Annotated in this window: 17 protein-coding genes; all 17 read right to left on the bottom strand. The window is 66.8% G+C overall.

Annotated elements, in window-relative coordinates; translation table 11 throughout:
* Window positions 1–21 precede the first annotated feature (21 nt).
* Complete coding sequence (locus tag VFB33_13485; protein HZO82701.1) at window positions 22–1,020, bottom strand: 2-oxoacid:ferredoxin oxidoreductase subunit beta; 999 nt, start codon at window positions 1,018–1,020, stop codon at window positions 22–24.
* 9 nt (window positions 1,021–1,029) lie between these two features.
* Window positions 1,030–2,931 carry a 2-oxoacid:acceptor oxidoreductase subunit alpha gene (locus VFB33_13480; protein HZO82700.1) on the bottom strand — a complete coding sequence of 634 codons (1,902 nt, stop codon included), beginning with the start codon at window positions 2,929–2,931 and terminating at the stop codon, window positions 1,030–1,032.
* A 143-nt stretch (window positions 2,932–3,074) separates the two neighbouring features.
* A complete protein-coding gene (locus VFB33_13475) occupies window positions 3,075–3,359 on the bottom strand; it encodes an acylphosphatase (GenBank protein HZO82699.1) in 285 nt (94 codons plus the stop codon).
* Window positions 3,359–5,392, bottom strand: a complete 2,034-nt coding sequence (gene ligA / locus VFB33_13470) for an NAD-dependent DNA ligase LigA (GenBank protein HZO82698.1) — start codon at window positions 5,390–5,392, stop codon at window positions 3,359–3,361. The genes VFB33_13475 and ligA overlap by 1 nt, the downstream gene beginning before the upstream one ends.
* A 26-nt stretch (window positions 5,393–5,418) precedes the next feature.
* Complete coding sequence (locus VFB33_13465; protein HZO82697.1) at window positions 5,419–6,114, bottom strand: MBL fold metallo-hydrolase; 696 nt, start codon at window positions 6,112–6,114, stop codon at window positions 5,419–5,421.
* A 37-nt stretch (window positions 6,115–6,151) separates the two neighbouring features.
* On the bottom strand, window positions 6,152–6,874 hold the full coding sequence (locus tag VFB33_13460; protein HZO82696.1) for a cob(I)yrinic acid a,c-diamide adenosyltransferase: 723 nt from the start codon (window positions 6,872–6,874) through the stop codon (window positions 6,152–6,154).
* A 14-nt stretch (window positions 6,875–6,888) separates the two neighbouring features.
* Complete coding sequence (locus tag VFB33_13455; GenBank protein HZO82695.1) at window positions 6,889–7,329, bottom strand: rhodanese-like domain-containing protein; 441 nt, start codon at window positions 7,327–7,329, stop codon at window positions 6,889–6,891.
* Window positions 7,330–7,468: 139 nt separating this feature from the next.
* Window positions 7,469–7,981: a nitroreductase family protein gene (locus VFB33_13450; protein HZO82694.1), complete on the bottom strand. Its 513-nt coding sequence runs from the start codon at window positions 7,979–7,981 to the stop codon at window positions 7,469–7,471.
* Window positions 7,982–8,172: 191 nt separating this feature from the next.
* A complete protein-coding gene (locus tag VFB33_13445) occupies window positions 8,173–8,430 on the bottom strand; it encodes a hypothetical protein (GenBank protein ID HZO82693.1) in 258 nt (85 codons plus the stop codon).
* Between the two features lie 142 nt (window positions 8,431–8,572).
* Window positions 8,573–9,484 (bottom strand): YiiX/YebB-like N1pC/P60 family cysteine hydrolase, encoded by a 912-nt coding sequence (locus tag VFB33_13440; GenBank protein ID HZO82692.1) that lies wholly within the window; start codon window positions 9,482–9,484, stop codon window positions 8,573–8,575.
* Between the two features lie 138 nt (window positions 9,485–9,622).
* On the bottom strand, window positions 9,623–10,699 hold the full coding sequence (locus VFB33_13435) for a DUF1573 domain-containing protein (GenBank protein ID HZO82691.1): 1,077 nt from the start codon (window positions 10,697–10,699) through the stop codon (window positions 9,623–9,625).
* An 18-nt stretch (window positions 10,700–10,717) separates the two neighbouring features.
* Window positions 10,718–12,097, bottom strand: coding sequence for an acetyl-CoA carboxylase biotin carboxylase subunit (gene accC / locus VFB33_13430; protein HZO82690.1), 1,380 nt, complete (start codon window positions 12,095–12,097; stop codon window positions 10,718–10,720).
* Window positions 12,098–12,126: 29 nt separating this feature from the next.
* Window positions 12,127–12,627, bottom strand: coding sequence for an acetyl-CoA carboxylase biotin carboxyl carrier protein (accB, locus tag VFB33_13425; protein ID HZO82689.1), 501 nt, complete (start codon window positions 12,625–12,627; stop codon window positions 12,127–12,129).
* Between the two features lie 60 nt (window positions 12,628–12,687).
* Window positions 12,688–13,143, bottom strand: coding sequence for a type II 3-dehydroquinate dehydratase (gene aroQ / locus VFB33_13420; GenBank protein HZO82688.1), 456 nt, complete (start codon window positions 13,141–13,143; stop codon window positions 12,688–12,690).
* 160 nt (window positions 13,144–13,303) lie between these two features.
* Window positions 13,304–14,209 (bottom strand): 16S rRNA (cytidine(1402)-2'-O)-methyltransferase, encoded by a 906-nt coding sequence (rsmI, locus tag VFB33_13415; GenBank protein HZO82687.1) that lies wholly within the window; start codon window positions 14,207–14,209, stop codon window positions 13,304–13,306.
* A 141-nt stretch (window positions 14,210–14,350) separates the two neighbouring features.
* Window positions 14,351–14,530 carry a hypothetical protein gene (locus tag VFB33_13410; GenBank protein HZO82686.1) on the bottom strand — a complete coding sequence of 60 codons (180 nt, stop codon included), beginning with the start codon at window positions 14,528–14,530 and terminating at the stop codon, window positions 14,351–14,353.
* 176 nt (window positions 14,531–14,706) lie between these two features.
* The gene (locus VFB33_13405; GenBank protein HZO82685.1) at window positions 14,707–15,495 is read right to left on the bottom strand and encodes a glucose 1-dehydrogenase; all 789 of its coding nucleotides are present in this window, start codon (window positions 15,493–15,495) and stop codon (window positions 14,707–14,709) included.
* Between the last annotated feature and the right edge of the window lie 18 nt (window positions 15,496–15,513).

Raw genomic sequence — 15,513 nt, 5'->3', positions numbered from 1 at the left:
GATTTGGCGATTTGCGCCCGCTCAGTTGACCGTCCAGGTATCGCCCGCGCGCAGCAGCTTCTGCGGATCGCCCGCGCCGAGCTTGGCGCGCTGCTCTTCGAGCTGCTTGTTCATCGCGGCGTCGTAGGTCGGGCGCGCGACGCTGTAGAACACGCCGATCGGCGTGGGCATCGGAGGCTCGAAATTGCCCAGCATGAAGGCCAGCGCGAGGTTGCTCTCGTCGTGCACGACGAGGTCCTTCTCGGTGATCCCGTTGCCGAGCATGACCACCTCGGGCCGCATCCCGTTCATCCGGATCCCCTTGTCGCGGTTCTTGCCGAAGATAAGCGGCTTGCCGTGCTCGAGGACCAGCTGATGCTCGGCCTTGATCGTCTTGTCGCTGACTTCCTTGAAGGCGTCGTCGTTGAAGATGTTGCAGTTCTGGAGGATTTCGAGGAACGACGCGCCGCGGTGCTCGTGCGCGCGCTTGAGCATCTCGCCCAGATGTTTCTGCTCGACGTCGATCGAGCGCGCAACGAAAGTGGCGTGCGCGCCGAGCGCGACCGTGATCGGGTTGAACGGAAAGTCCACCGAGCCGGCGGGCGTGGACTTGGTCACCTTGCCGACTTCGGAGGTCGGCGAGTACTGCCCCTTGGTCAGGCCGTAGATGCGGTTGTTGAAGAGCAGGATCTTCAAATCGACGTTGCGCCGCAGCACGTGGATGAGATGGTTGCCGCCGATCGACAGCCCGTCGCCGTCGCCGGTGACTACCCATACGTCAAGCTCGGGCCGGGTGACCTTGAGCCCGGTCGCGATTGCGGGCGCGCGCCCGTGGATCGTATGGAAGCCGTAGGTGTTCATGTAATAGGGGAAGCGGCTGGAGCAGCCGATGCCCGAGATGAACACCGTGTTCTCGCGCGGCACGCCGAGCTCGGGCATTACCTTCTGCACCTGGGCCAGGATCGCATAGTCGCCGCATCCTGGGCACCAGCGCACCTCCTGGTCGGAGATGAAATCCTTGCGGGTCAAAGCAGTAGCCATGATTTCTCCTCAGTCTTCCAGCGCGCGGACGATGCGGTTGGTCAGCTCATTGACCTTGAACGGCCGCCCCTGCACCTTGTTGCAGCCGATGGCGTCGATCAGGTAGTCGGCGCGCACGATCTTGAGCAACTGCCCCATGTTCATCTCGGCGACCATCACCTTGCGGAACATCCGCAGCTTGTCTTCGAGATCGCTGGGCAGCGGATTGAGATAGCGCAGATGGATGTGCGAGACGCTGCGCCCTTTGGCGCGCATCTGCTTGACCGCCTCCCGGATCGGCCCGTAGGTCGAGCCCCATCCGAGCACCACCAGCTCGCCGCCCTTCGCGTCGCCGAAGATCTCGACGGGCGGAATCTCGCGCGCGATCCCCGCAATCTTGCGCGCGCGTGTGCGCACCATCAGCTCGTTGTTGGCCGGCGAGTAGCTGACGTTGCCGGTCAGATCCTCGCTCGAAAGCCCGCCGATACGATGCTCCAGGCCGGGCGTTCCCGGAATCGCCCACGGCCGCGCCAGCGTCTCAGGATCGCGGATATATGGCATGAAACCATTGGGCTCGGTGCGAAACTCGACCTTTATCTCGGGCAGCTTGTTGACGTCGGGCACCAGCCACGGCTCGGCGCCATTGGCAAGCTGGCCGTCGGTGAGCAGGATGACCGGGGTCATGTACTTGACCGCGATTCGCACCGCCTCGTAGGCGGTGTCGAAGCAGTCGCTCGGTGTGGCCGCGGCAATGATCGGGATCGGCGATTCGCCATGCCGCCCGTACATCGCCATCAGCAGGTCGGCCTGCTCGGGCTTGGTCGGCATCCCGGTGGACGGCCCGGCGCGCTGGATGTCGGTGATCACCAGCGGCAGCTCGACCTTGACCGCGAGCCCGATCGCCTCGGCCTTGAGGTTCATCCCCGGGCCGGAGGTGGTGGTGATGCCGATCGCGCCGCCGAAGGCCGCGCCGATCGCCGAGGCCACGCCGGCGATTTCGTCCTCGGCCTGGAAAGTGTAAACTGAAAAATTTTTGTAGCTGGCCAGATCGTGCAACACGTCGCTGGCGGGCGTGATCGGATAGGAGCCGAGGAACAGCGGACGCCCGGCGCGGTGGGCCGCCACCACGAAGCCGAGCGCCGTCGCGGCGTTGCCGGTGATGTTGCGGTAGAAGCCGGGAGCGATGCGCGCCGGCTCGACCACATAGGAGCTGGCGAACATCTCGGTCGATTCGCCGTAGTTGTAGCCGGCCCTGAGTGCCTTGACGTTGGCGTCGAGTAGCTCGGGCGATTTGCGGAAGCGTCCCTCCAGCCATCGCACCGTGCTATCGATCGGCCGCTGGTACAGCCACGACACCATCCCAAGCACGAACAGGTTGCGGCAGCGCATCACGGCCCGGTTGTTCAGCCCCGAGTCGTGCAGCGCCGCGGTCGTCAGCTTGGTCACGTCGACCTGGAAGACCTGGTACTTGTCGAGCGAGTGGTCGCTGAGCGGATTGGAGGTGAAGCCGGCACGCTTGAGGTTGGCCTCGGAGAAGGCCTCTTTATCGACGATGATCACGCCGTTAGGCGGGACGTCATCGAGGTTGGCCTTGAGCGCGGCCGGATTCATCGCGACCAGCACGGTGGGCTCGTCGCCGGCAGTGAAGACCTCGCTGCTCGAGAAGTTGACCTGGAAGCCGCTGACGCCGGCCAGGGTGCCCGCAGGGGCGCGGATCTCGGCCGGGAAGTCTGGCAGGGTCGCGATATCGTTGCCGGCCAGGGCCGACTCGGTCGTGAACTGCATGCCCGCAAGCTGCATCCCGTCGCCGGAGTCGCCCGCAAAGCGGATAACGACGTGGTCGACTTTCTCGCGCCGCTTGTGCGCCGCGCCGCCGCCGGCGAGGCTATGCGACTCCGCAGCTTGTCCGGCTGCCTCGGGTGGTAGGGCCATTTTCGCTTAACGCTCCTTGCGCGCTAAAGGGCCCGCGGCGCGCACCATCGCTGGCTGCGTCCGGGGCCACCATCCTTATGCTGTCCAGAACTATAGCTAATAACAGAAAACTGTGAAAGGGTCCCGAACTTAACGCCAACGGCTTAGCGGATGGTGAAGCCGGCACTTTCTCCATGCGGCTGCGACCACTGCTCCTCGACGCTCTCGACACGCGCCAGCCGCGGCCCCTGATGGGCCCAGGCGGCAAGGATTTTCAGCTCGCGCCGCGGCCCCTCCGCCACAATTTCGACATCACCGTCGGGGAGGTTGCGCACCCACCCCGCAAGCCCCAGCGCGTGCGCCTGCTCGGCCGTCGAATGCCGGAAAAACACGCCCTGGACGCGCCCGTGAACGAGCATCCTGAGCCGCGCAAGGTCCGGCTGCGCCATCAGCGCCCGTCCTCGCCGCCGACGAGGGCGAAAAATTCGCGCTCGTCGAGCGTCTTGACCCCGAGCTCGCGGGCCTTGCGCAGCTTGGAACCTGCATCGGCACCGACCACCACGAAGTCGGTCTTGCGGCTGACCGAGGAGCTGACCCGCCCGCCGGCGGCGCGGATCTTCTGCTCCGCTTCTTCGCGCGTCAGCTTCTCCAGCGTGCCGGTCAGCACGAAGGTCTTGTCGCGCAGGGCGCCGCGGCCGTCGCCGCGCGGCACTTCGAGCGGGGCCAGCTCGAGCTCCTTGAGCAGCCGTTGGACGACCTTGCGGTTGCGCGGCTCGTCGAAGTACTCGCGGATGCTGCGGGCGACCTCAGGGCCGATGTCGCGCACGGCGCGCAGCTCGTTCTCGTCGGCCTTCATCAGTTCGCTCATCGACCGAAAGCGAAGCGCAAGCGCGCGCGCCGTGCTCTCGCCGACGTGGCGGATGCCGAGCGCGTTGATGAAGCGGTCGAGCGTGCGGCGGCGCGAGCGATTGATCGCATCGAGCACGTTCTGCGCGCTCTTGTCGGCCATCCGCTCGAGCCCAGCGAGCTGCTCCTTCGTGAGGCGGTAAAGGTCGTCGAGTTCCTTGACCAGGCCCTTTTCGACGAGCTGAGCCACCAACTTGTCGCCCAGCCCATCGATATCCATCGCGTTCTTCGAGGCGAAATGGCGGATCGACTCGCGCATCCGCGCCGGGCAGTTGGCGTTGACGCAGAAGTAGGCGACCTCGCCCTGTTCATGCACGATCGCGCCGCCGCACTCGGGGCAACGCGCCGGCATGTGAAACTCTTTCTTTCGCGGCCTGCCCTTCGCGGTCACACGCACGACGTAGGGGATCACATCGCCCGCGCGCTCGATCAGCACGGTGTCGCCCTCGCGCACGTCTTTGCGCCGGATCTCGTCGAGGTTGTGGAGCGAGGCGTTGGAGATCGTCACTCCGGCGAGCTGCACCGGCTCGAGCTGGGCGACCGGGGTGAGCGACCCGGTGCGCCCGACGTACACCGCGATCCTGTTGACCCGGGTTTCGGCCTGCTGGGCCTTGAACTTGTACGCGACCGCCCATCGCGGCGACCGCGAGACCTCACCGAGCTGCTCCTGGAGCGCGAACGAGTTGACCTTGGCGACCACGCCGTCGGCTTCGTAGTCGAGAGTGTGGCGCCGCTCGGCCATCTCGGCGTGATATTCGAGTACCTGCTGCACGCCACGGCAGACTTTCGACAGCGGATTGACCTTGAGCCCGAACGCCTTGATTCCCTGGAGAAACTCCCACTGGCTCTGGAAGCGGACTCCCTCGATCACGCCCGGCGTATGGCAGAAGATATCGAGCGGGCGCGAGGCGGTGATGCGGGGATCGAGCTGGCGCAGCGAGCCCGCCGCGGCATTGCGCGGATTGGCGAAGATCGGCTCGCCGCGGGCCATGCGCTCGTTGTTGAGCCGCTCGAAGGCGCGCCGCGGCAGGATCACCTCGCCGCGCACCTCAAGCAGGCGCGGGACGCGCCCGTGGGCGGGACGGAGCAGGCGCAGCGGCACGCTCTTGATCGTACGCAGGTTGGCCGTCACGTCCTCGCCGTTGATGCCGTCGCCGCGCGTCGAGCCGACGCTGAACCGCCCCTCCTCGTACACCAGCTCGACCGCGAGCCCGTCGAGCTTGACCTCGGCCACGTACTCGACGTCGGCCTCGCTGTGGAGGAAGCGCTTGATGCGGCGGTCGAACTCGAGCATCTCCTCGGCATTCATCGCGTTGCTCAGCGACATCATCATCCGGCGATGGCGGACCACCGCGAATTTCTCGCTGGGCGCGGCGCCGACGCGCTGGGTGGGCGAGTCGGGAGTGACGAGTTCGGGATGCTCGCGCTCGAGCTCCTCGAGCCGGCGCATCAGGGCGTCGTACTCGGCGTCGGTTATCTCAGGCGCGTCGAGGACATAGTAGAGGTAGTTGTGGCGATTGATCTGCTCGCGCAGCTTTTCGACTTCTGCGCGCACCTGATGGAGGTCGGTGGCCATTGCGCATTCAGCTCGAGGAAAAAAGCTCAGCGCCGGCTGTAGCCCATCGCGTCGAGGAAGTCGTCGAGCGTCGGAAAGCGCATGTACATGTTGGTGCGCTTCTGCGCGCCGATGGTCGTGCTCGGCTCGGAAGAGTACGCGTGCCCCGGATAGACTACCGTGCTGTCAGGCAGGTTGCGCAGCGTGCGATTGAGGCTGTAGTACATCGCTTCCGGGTCGGAACCCGGCAGGTCGACCCGCCCGCACGAATTGACGAACAGCGTGTCGCCCGAAACCAGGCTGCCCTCGACCAGGAAGCACTGCGAGCCCGGCGTATGCCCAGGCGTGTGCAGAAAGGTCACCGTCAGCTCGCCGACCTTGAGGGTGTCGCCGGCGTCCGCCTTGACTAGGTCGGAGTCGCCCAGCCCCGCGACCTTGCGCGTGCCCTCGGCCTCGGCCTTGTTGACGTAAACCTTGGCCTTGATTCGCTCGAGCATTCGCGCCGCCCCCTCGATCGTCATCCCCATCATCGAGCCGCCCAGATGGTCGGGATGGTAGTGCGTGATGAGGATGTGCTCGACCGTGAAGTCCTTGCGCTCAGCCCACTTCAGAATCGCGTCGACGTCCCATGCGGGATCGACCACCGCCGCCTTGCGTGTCACGGGGTCGCCGATCAGATAGACGTAGTTGGCCATCGGACCAACCTGGGCCTGATGGAGGACGACCCGCTGGGATTCCGCCATGTCTGCTTCTCCACGGCACTCAGGCCGCAAGATCAATCTAACGCTTGCCGCGCCCGGACGCATCCTTGGCCGCACCGCCGGCGCGCCGCGCGCCGCCCTGCCCCGCCGATGCGCGCCTGCCATTGCCAGAAGGAGCGGCGTTCGCGGCGTCGGCCGTGCGCGGCTCCATCCTGAGCGCGCGGTCCCACAGAAACTCCGGCTCCTTGAGACGTCTGGCGACCCATCGCGACTGCACGAACAGATGGTCGCTCAGGCGATTGATATAGATTAGGAGCTGGTCGTTGATCGGCTCGACGCGCCGCAGCGACCAGCACACGCGCTCGGCCCGCCGACAAACCGTGCGCGCCTGATGGAGAAAGGCGTTGAGCACGCCGCCGCCGGGCAGCGTGAAGGAGTTCAGCGGCTTGAGCTCCTTCTGCATCCGGTCCATCTCTTCTTCGAGCTTGGCGACCTCGGCCGCTCCCATGTGATGCATCCCGGCGTACTCCGCGGGCGGCGGCGTGGCCAACTCGGAGCCCACGTCGAAGAGCTCGTTCTGGATGCGCCGGAGGCATTCGGCGTACCAGTTGTAGTCCTTGCCGAAGCGGCGTTTATAGGCGGGCAGGTAGGTCCGCACGATGCCGACGACCGCGTTGAGTTCGTCCACCGTGCCATAGGCCTCCAAGCGCGCGCCCTCCTTGGGCACGCGGCTGCCACCGACCAGCGAGGTCAGCCCCTGGTCGCCGCTGCGGGTGTAGATGCGGGTCAGCCGTATCGCCATTGCCGGCGCGTCCGCTACAGCCCCGCCTTGCGGCGCAGGGCCTGAAACGAGTTGTCGCCGACCTCGGAGGAGACCGGCAATCCCGCGTCGCGCCATCCTGTGACCACGACCTGGCCCGCGGCGTCGCGCGCGCCGCCGAAGCCGCCGCGCACGTTGGTCAAATCGGTATAACCGGCGGCCTCCAGCAGCTCGCAGGCGCGTTGCGAGCGTCCCCCCGCGAGGCATCCGACAACCAGCTTCTTGTCGCGCGGCAGCGTTTTGGTCACCACCGGCAGAAATTCCTCGTTCAACTCCATCTGACCCGGTCCCTTGATGAAGACGACGGGCACGTTAAGCGCGCCCGCGGGATGGCCCTGGGCGAATTCCGCTTCGGTGCGGACGTCGAGGTAGATGGCGTCGGGGTTGGCCCTCAGTATGTCATGAGCCTGCGGCGGCTCGACCTGCTTGATAGCCATGATCGTACAAACGACCTCCTTCGGGAGAATCGGCGAAACCTTGCAGACGCCGCGGCGGGCTTGGCGGATGCGCCCGAGTTCCGTCAACCACGCCGCAGGCGCCGGCTAATCCTAGCAGAGCGGCACGGCAGTTGTAGCGTCAGGCCGTATGGCGGCCCCAGCGCTCGTAGTGAACCACCTCGGCGCGCGGCTTGAGTGCCTTGGCCTGCGGCGGATTCGCCGCGCTCGGATAGCCGAACGGCAGCACGGTGAAGATCGGCCATTCCTCGGGGATGCCGAGCAGAGCGGCAAGCTTGTCCCCATCGAAGTTGCCCACCCAGCAGGTGCCCAGGCCCATCGCCCACCCCGCATTCGCCATGTTCTGCACCGCATGCGCGCAATCGACGTCGGCCCATCGCGTATTGCCGCGATCCTTCAGCACAACGATCGCCGCCGGGGCGTCGGCGACATAGCGGCCGGTGCTGCACAGCGCGCCCATCTCGCGAAGCGTCGCGCGTTCGCGCACGACGATGAACTGCCAGGGCTGGAGATTTCGTGCGCTCATCGCATGGCGGCCGGCGTCGATGATGCGCGCAAGTTGCTCGAGTCCGACGGGCTGGTCGGAATAAGCGCGGGCTACCCGCCGAGTGAGAAGCGCTTCCAGGGCGTCCATCGTGGGGTTACTCCTTCCGCAGGCCCTTTACGCGAATCCCGCGTGCGGGCCTGGCGCGCGCGAAGAATCCCGGCGCAGGGACAGAGGATAGGAAGTCCTGGTGCGGCAGCCACGCTCGGAGTGACGCCGCGCCCAAGCCGCCTGTCTTCGGCGCAGCCGCGGCGGTCCGCTCCACTGCGCGGGTCAGCCCTCTAGCTGCGGCGATAGACGGCGAACTCCTCCTCGAAGCGCGCGGCGCGCTCCTGGGCGGAGCTCAGGCGTTGGGTGCGCAGGAAAAATTGCACCAGTTCCTCGTGACTGACTTGTCCGGCCGGGCTGGCCACTTCAACCAGCTCTTCGATAAGGCTCGGAAACTTCTCGCTCGGGATGTAGTAGTGGGCCCAGCCGAAGTTGCAGTGGCGATGCAGGATCCTGGCGATCGCCTTTTCCAAAAGCTCGCGGTTGCTCATGCACACGACATCGTCGGGGCCCGTCGGCGACGAGCCCTGCCGCTCCCTTTCCACGCGCCGGGTGCGCGCTGGGCTGCATACTTATCGCAAACCCGGACCGCTACGCACAAGCCTGCGCGGGCGGTCACCCCCAGCCTCCCTCCTATAACGCGGTCTTGGCCAGTTTGCCCGGTTCCTCGGGCTCGTCGTCGGCGGCCCAGATGATCTGGCGGTAATCGAAACGGCGGCCGGCGATCAGGTTGAACTTGACGATCTCGAAGTACGGCGAGAGATCGAAGTCGCGCGGCGTAACCAGCGTGGGCGACGTCATGTGGAACAGCCCCAGCGGCCGGCGCACCGAGCGCGCGACCAGCCGGCCGAAGCCGCGCCGCGGCACGGGCACGAATGGATAGTCGGGCGGCAGCGGCTCGATCCGCGGCACGACCGGAAAGCGCACCTTGCGGAAGCACTCGGCGATCATGCTTGAACAGATCGCGCGGGTCGGATCGCCGCTGCCAAACTGCAAGGCGTGGCGGCGCAGGCGGGCGGGCACCAGGCTGACCGGCAAGAAATAGCGCGCCAGGTCGACAATGTTTTTCAGATCATATTGGCGCCCGACGCTCGCCAGCGCCTCATCGATTACAACCTTGAGATCGGACTCCGAGAGCCGGAACGGGCGACAGATGCGAATATTGAAATCGCGGTACTTGGCCAGCGGGGCAAGGATTACGCCGCTCTGCACCAGCGCCTCGACCAGCATGAAGTTGGCTTCTTCGCCGTACTGCTGGGCCAGCTCCAAACGCAGCTCGGGATCGCGCTTGATCGGCTCGTCGCCGACGTAGAGCGCCGAGTGCGACCACGAACTCTGGGTCAGGTACTTGATAACCTCGCTGACGCGCTCGTTGCCTTCGACCAGGACGACGTCACCCTTGCGGATCTGGCGCTTCAGCTCGGCGAGATCGTTAGGATAGGTGAGGGTGTAGCGCTTGAGCGGCTTGGTGAGCAGCCCTACCGCAAAGCGCACGCAGGCTTCGCGCAGGCGGCGAAATGGCGCAAGCAGTATCGACCCGCCCATCGGGCTTTGCCCGGCCCGGCGTCCGTCAGGACGCATCGTGGCCCTCGATAACGAGTATAAGTGCCCCGGCGGGACTGGAACAAGCGCGCCTTAGCGACGGCGCGCCGATCGCGCGGCCGCTGGAAATATCGCGCAAGCTCAGCCTTTGAACGCCCCGACGATTCCGTAATAAGGGACGGTCAGCGTGGTCTGCTGCGGGTCGTCGGTCTTGATCGTCAGCACGCCGCGGATCTGGCCGTCGGGCGTGTTAGGACGCAGCGCCAGGGTCACTTTGTACAGCTTGCCCGGCGTGACCGGGTCGATCCGCGCCTCGACGCTCTGGCTGGTGCTCTCGACGCCGAGCACGTTGATCGCGCGCTCGCTCGAATTGGTCAGCCGGACGATCCGGGTCGCGCCCTGGTGATGGGGCAGAATACCGAAGGAAACCTGCGCCGGCTCGACCGTCAGGTCACCGACCACCACGCCCAGGACGGCGACGCGCAGCGGCGCGCGGCTGGTATCGACCTCGATCGTGTCGGTGATCGGCCCGGGCGGCATCGCCGGCGACAGCGCCACGTGCAGCACCGCTCCAGGCTTGCCGTCGGCGCGCGCGGCGCTGGTTACCCTGATGTACGAGCTCGAATTCCGGACCGACTTTAGCGCGAATCCGCCGCCGCCCATCATATCGCTCAACACGACGTCGCGCGCGGCGGCGGTGCCGTGATGCACCTTGCCGAAGTCGAGGGCGGCCGGCACCGCCGTGACCTGCGCCTTGATCACGCCTTCGATTTTAAGCTGGAGCGCCCGCTTGCGCGGATCGTTGGTCGCCACAGTCACGACGGAGAGGCTGTGGCCGTGCTCGTAGCGGGTATCGACCTCCGCGGCGATCGTCGCGATCTCGCCCGGCGCGAGCACATTCTGGCTCGGCTTGGCCGCAGTGCATCCGCACGAGGTCACGACGCTCCTGATTTCGAGCGGCGCCTGGCCGGCGTTGCGAATCGTGAAGGTATGCCTGACCGGCGGCCCGCTGAGCGCGGTGCCGAAGTTGTAAACCGGATCGACGGCCTCGGCCAGCGGCGCCGGCGCGCCGGAGACCGCGCCTGTGCCGAGCAGCTCGGAGCCGGCCGTCGGCAGGTCAGCCGCCCATGCGCGCGGAACGCTCAGGCCAGAGCCCGCGCACAGACCCAGCGCAATCAGCGCGGCCACAACCGAGACCCGCGCGGCAAACCTGCTCATCCGGACGAACCCAGCAACTCAGCGCGCGGCGGCGCGCACGGCCTCTGCGAAGCGGCCCTCGGTCTCGTAACGCTGGAGAAAGCCGGTATCGAAGTGGCCGCGCTGGAAGTCCTGCTCTTCGAGGATGCGCAGATGGAGCGGGATGTTGGTCTTGATCCCGTCCACCAGGTACTCGCGCAGGGCGGCGCGCGCGCGCATGATCGCGCTCTGGCGATCAGTCGCATGCACGATCAGCTTGGCGATCAGCGGATCGTAATGCACCGGCACGCGGTAGCCGTCGTACAGCGCCGATTCCACCCGCACACCGAGCCCGCCGGGAGGATGGTGGTTGGAAACCACGCCCGGCGACGGCAGATGGTTGTCGGGATCTTCAGCGTAAACCCGGCATTCGATCGCCGCGCCCTTCATCACTAGCTCGCGCTGACGCATCCGCGCGCGCTCGCCCGCGGCCAGGAGCAGGCTGGCGCGCACCAGGTCCACCCCGGTCACCATCTCGGTCACCCCGTGCTCGACCTGGATGCGGGTGTTCATCTCGATGAAGTAGAAATTGCCGTCGGGTGCGAGCAGGAACTCGACCGTGCCGACGTTGGAGTAGCCGACGACCTCTGCCGCGCGCACCGCCGCCCGCCCCATCTTCTCGCGCAGCCGCGCAGTCATCACCGGACACGGCGTCTCCTCGAGCAGCTTCTGATGGCGGCGCTGGATCGAGCAGTCGCGCTCGCCGAGATGGATGACGTTGCGATACTGGTCGGCGAGGATCTGGAATTCGACGTGGCGCGCGTGCTCCAGGTACTTCTCGAGGTACATCGTGCCCGAACCGAAGGCGGCCGCGGCCTCGGCGCGGGCGAGCGCGAACAGCCGCGCAAGCTCCTTCTCGTTGTGCGCAATGCGCATCCCCTTGCCGCCGCCGCCGGCCGCCGCCTTGATCAGCACCGGGTAGCCCAGGCGGCGGGCGTCGGCCTGCGCCTCGCGCAGGTCCTTGACCCCCTTGCCCTCGCTGCCGGGCAGCACCGGGACGCCGGCGCGGACCATGATGCGGCGCGCGCGCGGCTTATCGCCCATCAGGCGGATATGGCGCGCGCGCGGGCCGACGAAGCGCAGGCCCGAACGGCTGCACGCTTCGGCGAAGTCGCCGTTCTCAGAAAGGAAGCCGTAGCCCGGATGGACGGCGTCGGCGCCGTAGGTGAGCGCGGCGCTGATGATGGCGGGGATGTTGAGGTAGCTCTCCTCGGCGGCGGGCGGGCCGATACACACCGCCTCGTCGGCCATCCGCACGTGCAGTGCGTCCTTGTCGGCGGTCGAGTAGACCGCCAGGGTCGGAATCCCCAGCTCGCGGCAGGCGCGGATGATGCGGATCGCGATGGTGCCGCGGTTTGCGACCAGCAGTTTCTTGAACATGGCGCTGTGCGCCCGGCGCGCCTGCGGCGCTAGCCGGCCTCGATTACCATCAGCGGCTGCCCGTACTCGACGGGCTGGCCGTTATCGCAAAGGATACTGATTATCTTACCAGCCATTTCGGCTTCGATCTCGTTCATCATCTTCATCGCTTCGATGATGCACAACGGCTGGCCCTTGCGCACGACGTCGCCCTCCTCGACGAAGGGCGGGCCCTGCGGCGAGGGCGCGCGATAGAACGTCCCGACCATCGGGCTCTGCACCAGCCGCTGGCCGGGAGCGAGTTCCGGCGCCGACGAAGCTTGCGCTGGTGCGGCGCCTGCGGCTCGGCCGGAGCGCGCGACCGGCGTGGAGCCGGCCACCTTCGCGACGGGCGTGGGCGCCGGCGCCGCCGCCTGGGCGGGCGCGGAATTTCCCTCCGCGCCCGCGCCGCGCACCAGGCGCACTTTGCCCTTCTTGTCTTCGATCTCGAGCTCGCTCAGCCCGAACTCCCTCATCAGGGCGAGCAGCGTCTTTAGTTCCCGCAATTCCATCGATTCTCCAGAGCTCCGCGACGACACCCGCCCTGCCCTGCGCCGCGCCATCGCGCTCGCTCAGGCCGCGGAACCGGTCGCCTGCGCCCCATCGAGCAGCCGCCTGAGCGCGCGCAGCCCGAGCAGATAGCTGTCGGCGCCGAAGCCCATGATACGTCCGGCGACGATGTCGGCGATGGTTGAGTGATGGCGAAACGGCTCGCGGCGGTACACGTTCGAGAGATGAACTTCGACCGTAGGCAGGCCGGCGGCGGCGATCGCGTCGCGGATCGCAACGCTGGTGTGCGTGTAAGCCGCAGGATTGATCAGCAAGGCGCTGGCGCGTCCGCGCGCACGCTGGATACGGTCAACGATCGCGCCTTCACTGTTGGACTGGAAGGTTTCCACCTCAAGTCCGAGCTCGCGGCCCAACTCCTGAAGCGCGCGGTCGATATCGTCCAGCCGCGTACGCCCGTAGATTTCCGGCTCGCGTTCACCAAGCAGGTTCAGGTTGGGCCCGTGAATCACCAGGACCATGGCCGCCGCGCGCTGGGGCCCGGCTTGGGCAGGCTTTTGCGCACCCGCTTTGCCCCTCGTCGCCATCCCTCGCCGGCATTGAATCCTACCCACCCCATGGTTTCAAGCGACCCTTGCGCCGCAGGCGCGACGGCAATCAACAGCGCCATCCGGTCCTTTTTCATTCCTCGGGCTCGCCAACCTCGGGCTCGCTCGCGCGGCGCGCTCTGAGCGCCTCCTGATAGACCTCGCGTCGGCCGCGTCCACTGAGCCGCGCCATCACCGCGCTCGCCTGCTTGAGCGAAAGCCCGGCCTCGCACAGGACCTCGACGCTCAACGCCGGCGCCGCGCCGTGCTCTGCGGCACATGAAGCGGCGCTCTCGGCGGGCGCGCCTGCGACAACGAGCGTTATCTCGCCGCGCGCGGGCTGGGCGTCGAAGCGCGCGGCGAGTTCGCCCAACGTGCTGCGGACCACTTCTTCGTAGGTCTTGCCGAGCTCGCGCGCGACAGCAGCCTCGCGCGTGGCGCCGAAGACCGATACCATCTCCGCCAGCAGCGGACCGAGCCTGCGCGCGGCCTCATAGAAGACCATCGTGCGCGGCTCGTACCGAAGACGTTCGAGCGCCTTGCGCAGCGCGACCGGCCGCGCCGGCAGAAATCCTTCGAAGGTGAAACGGTCGGTCGGAAGCCCGGCGACCGAAAGCGCCGCAACCGCCGCTGACGGACCGGGCACCGCGCCGACCCTGATTCCGGCGGCATGCGCCGCGCGCACCAGCCTGAAGCCCGGATCGGAGATCGCGGGAGTTCCGGCATCGGTCGTAAGCGCGACGCGTTCGCCGCGGCGCATCCGCTCGATCAGCTCCGGCGTGCGGCGCTCCTCGTTATGCTCGAAGTAGCTGAGCGTGGGAGTGCGGATCGCATGCGCGGCCAGCATTGGCGCGATACGCCGTGTGTCCTCGCAGGCGATCACATCGACTTCGGCAAGCGTGGCCAGCGCGCGCGGGCTGAGGTCGGCGGGATTGCCTATCGGCATCGCGACGACCAGCAGCAGTCCCACGCCAGGGCGTTCGCTGCGCTGTCCACTCATCGGCAAGATACCCCGCCCAAGAGCATCCGCCCGCGCGGAGTGCAATTTCAACGGCTGGAGAGACGATAGGTTAGATTCGGCCGGCGCAAGGAGCGCGGCCGTCCCCAAGTGAGGGTCAACTCACCGACGGAGAGTTGCGGCTCAATCGGTGCGCCGAGCGCGTTCAAGCGCACGCTCGCGGGTGCGCCGCCCCGCAGCGACCGTCATATGCATCAGTCCCAGCACGCCCAGCACCAGCACCGATTCGAAGGCCGCTGAACCACCGAAGCCGGCGATACCGGCGAGCACGCCGAAGACGAGGGTGAAGCCTATTGAGCTCACTGCAAGCTCCTTTGCCGCGCCGCTTCCCCCGCAGCGTCGCGAACCTGCACGGCTTTTCGCCGAAGCGTCATGTCACTGATTTCACTTTAGCGCCCGCGCGCAATCGAAACCACGAGCGCCGCATTCATCGGGCAAAAATCGCAAAGACGGCTGTGTCTGATGGGCTTCGGACGCGTTTACGAGAGTCTTATCATTCGATGACCTGCGCTGTAGCCGCCATCGACGACTACTGCCTGTCCGGTGATGAATGACGCGTCCTGCGAGCACAGGAACAACGCCACGCTGGCGATCTCCTCGGGCCGGCCGGTGCGTCCGAGCAGGTGCATCGCGGCGACCATCCGGCGCGCCCGCTCGCGCCGCTCCTCGGAAAGGTTCTCGTAGGCGGTGTCGCTGAGCGGCGTCTCGATCGTCCCTGGACACACGCAGTTAACGCGGACGCCGTATTCGGCGTAGTCCATCGCGAGCGACTTGGTCAACATGATGACGCCGGCCTTGGCCGCACAGTACGCAGCCATCTGGCGGATACCCTCAAGCCCCGCAACCGACGCGGTGCTCAGGATCACGCCGCCCTGCTTCATAAGTTCTGGCAGCCCGTACTTGCAACCCAGAAACACACCCTTGAGATCGATGTCGATCGTGCGGTCCCATTCTTCTTCGGTGAGCAGATGGGTACGCCGGGCGAAGCCGATGCCGGCGTTGTTGAACAGGACGTCGAGGCGGCCGAAGCGGCGCACTGTCTCCGCGACCATCCGCTCGGCGTCGGCTGCCCTCGAGACGTCGGCACGCAGCGCGATTGCCTCGCCGCCGCGCGCCGCGATCTCCGCGGCCACCGCGCGCGCGCGGTCCTCGGCCCAGTCCACGACCGAGACCTTCGCGCCCTCGGCGGCGAACAGAAGTGCGCTGGCGCGGCCGATGCCCGAGCCGCTTCCGGTGATCAGTGCGATTTTTCCGTCCAGCTTGCCCATTGCGATTGAACTCCCCCG

This window comes from Candidatus Binataceae bacterium, assembly GCA_035650475.1.
Classification (GTDB): domain Bacteria; phylum Desulfobacterota; class Binatia; order Binatales; family Binataceae; genus JAKAVN01.
Note: the sequence above shows the minus strand (reverse complement) of the source record. Positions and strands in the feature narration are given on the sequence as shown.

What these genes read in the sequence shown, in the direction of transcription:
- VFB33_13445 (HZO82693.1), bottom strand. Translation starts at nt 8,430, where the DNA reads ATGAGCAACCGCGAGCTTTTGGAAAAGGCGATCGCCAGGATCCTGCAT.
- VFB33_13465 (HZO82697.1), bottom strand. Translation starts at nt 6,114, where the DNA reads ATGGCGGAATCCCAGCGGGTCGTCCTCCATCAGGCCCAGGTTGGTCCG.
- VFB33_13435 (HZO82691.1), bottom strand. Translation starts at nt 10,699, where the DNA reads ATGAGCAGGTTTGCCGCGCGGGTCTCGGTTGTGGCCGCGCTGATTGCG.
- rsmI (HZO82687.1), bottom strand. Translation starts at nt 14,209, where the DNA reads ATGAGTGGACAGCGCAGCGAACGCCCTGGCGTGGGACTGCTGCTGGTC.
- ligA (HZO82698.1), bottom strand. Translation starts at nt 5,392, where the DNA reads ATGGCCACCGACCTCCATCAGGTGCGCGCAGAAGTCGAAAAGCTGCGC.
- VFB33_13440 (HZO82692.1), bottom strand. Translation starts at nt 9,484, where the DNA reads ATGGGCGGGTCGATACTGCTTGCGCCATTTCGCCGCCTGCGCGAAGCC.
- VFB33_13450 (HZO82694.1), bottom strand. Translation starts at nt 7,981, where the DNA reads ATGGACGCCCTGGAAGCGCTTCTCACTCGGCGGGTAGCCCGCGCTTAT.
- VFB33_13460 (HZO82696.1), bottom strand. Translation starts at nt 6,874, where the DNA reads ATGGCGATACGGCTGACCCGCATCTACACCCGCAGCGGCGACCAGGGG.
- aroQ (HZO82688.1), bottom strand. Translation starts at nt 13,143, where the DNA reads ATGGTCCTGGTGATTCACGGGCCCAACCTGAACCTGCTTGGTGAACGC.
- VFB33_13405 (HZO82685.1), bottom strand. Translation starts at nt 15,495, where the DNA reads ATGGGCAAGCTGGACGGAAAAATCGCACTGATCACCGGAAGCGGCTCG.
- VFB33_13475 (HZO82699.1), bottom strand. Translation starts at nt 3,359, where the DNA reads ATGGCGCAGCCGGACCTTGCGCGGCTCAGGATGCTCGTTCACGGGCGC.
- VFB33_13480 (HZO82700.1), bottom strand. Translation starts at nt 2,931, where the DNA reads ATGGCCCTACCACCCGAGGCAGCCGGACAAGCTGCGGAGTCGCATAGC.
- accB (HZO82689.1), bottom strand. Translation starts at nt 12,627, where the DNA reads ATGGAATTGCGGGAACTAAAGACGCTGCTCGCCCTGATGAGGGAGTTC.
- VFB33_13485 (HZO82701.1), bottom strand. Translation starts at nt 1,020, where the DNA reads ATGGCTACTGCTTTGACCCGCAAGGATTTCATCTCCGACCAGGAGGTG.
- VFB33_13455 (HZO82695.1), bottom strand. Translation starts at nt 7,329, where the DNA reads ATGGCTATCAAGCAGGTCGAGCCGCCGCAGGCTCATGACATACTGAGG.
- accC (HZO82690.1), bottom strand. Translation starts at nt 12,097, where the DNA reads ATGTTCAAGAAACTGCTGGTCGCAAACCGCGGCACCATCGCGATCCGC.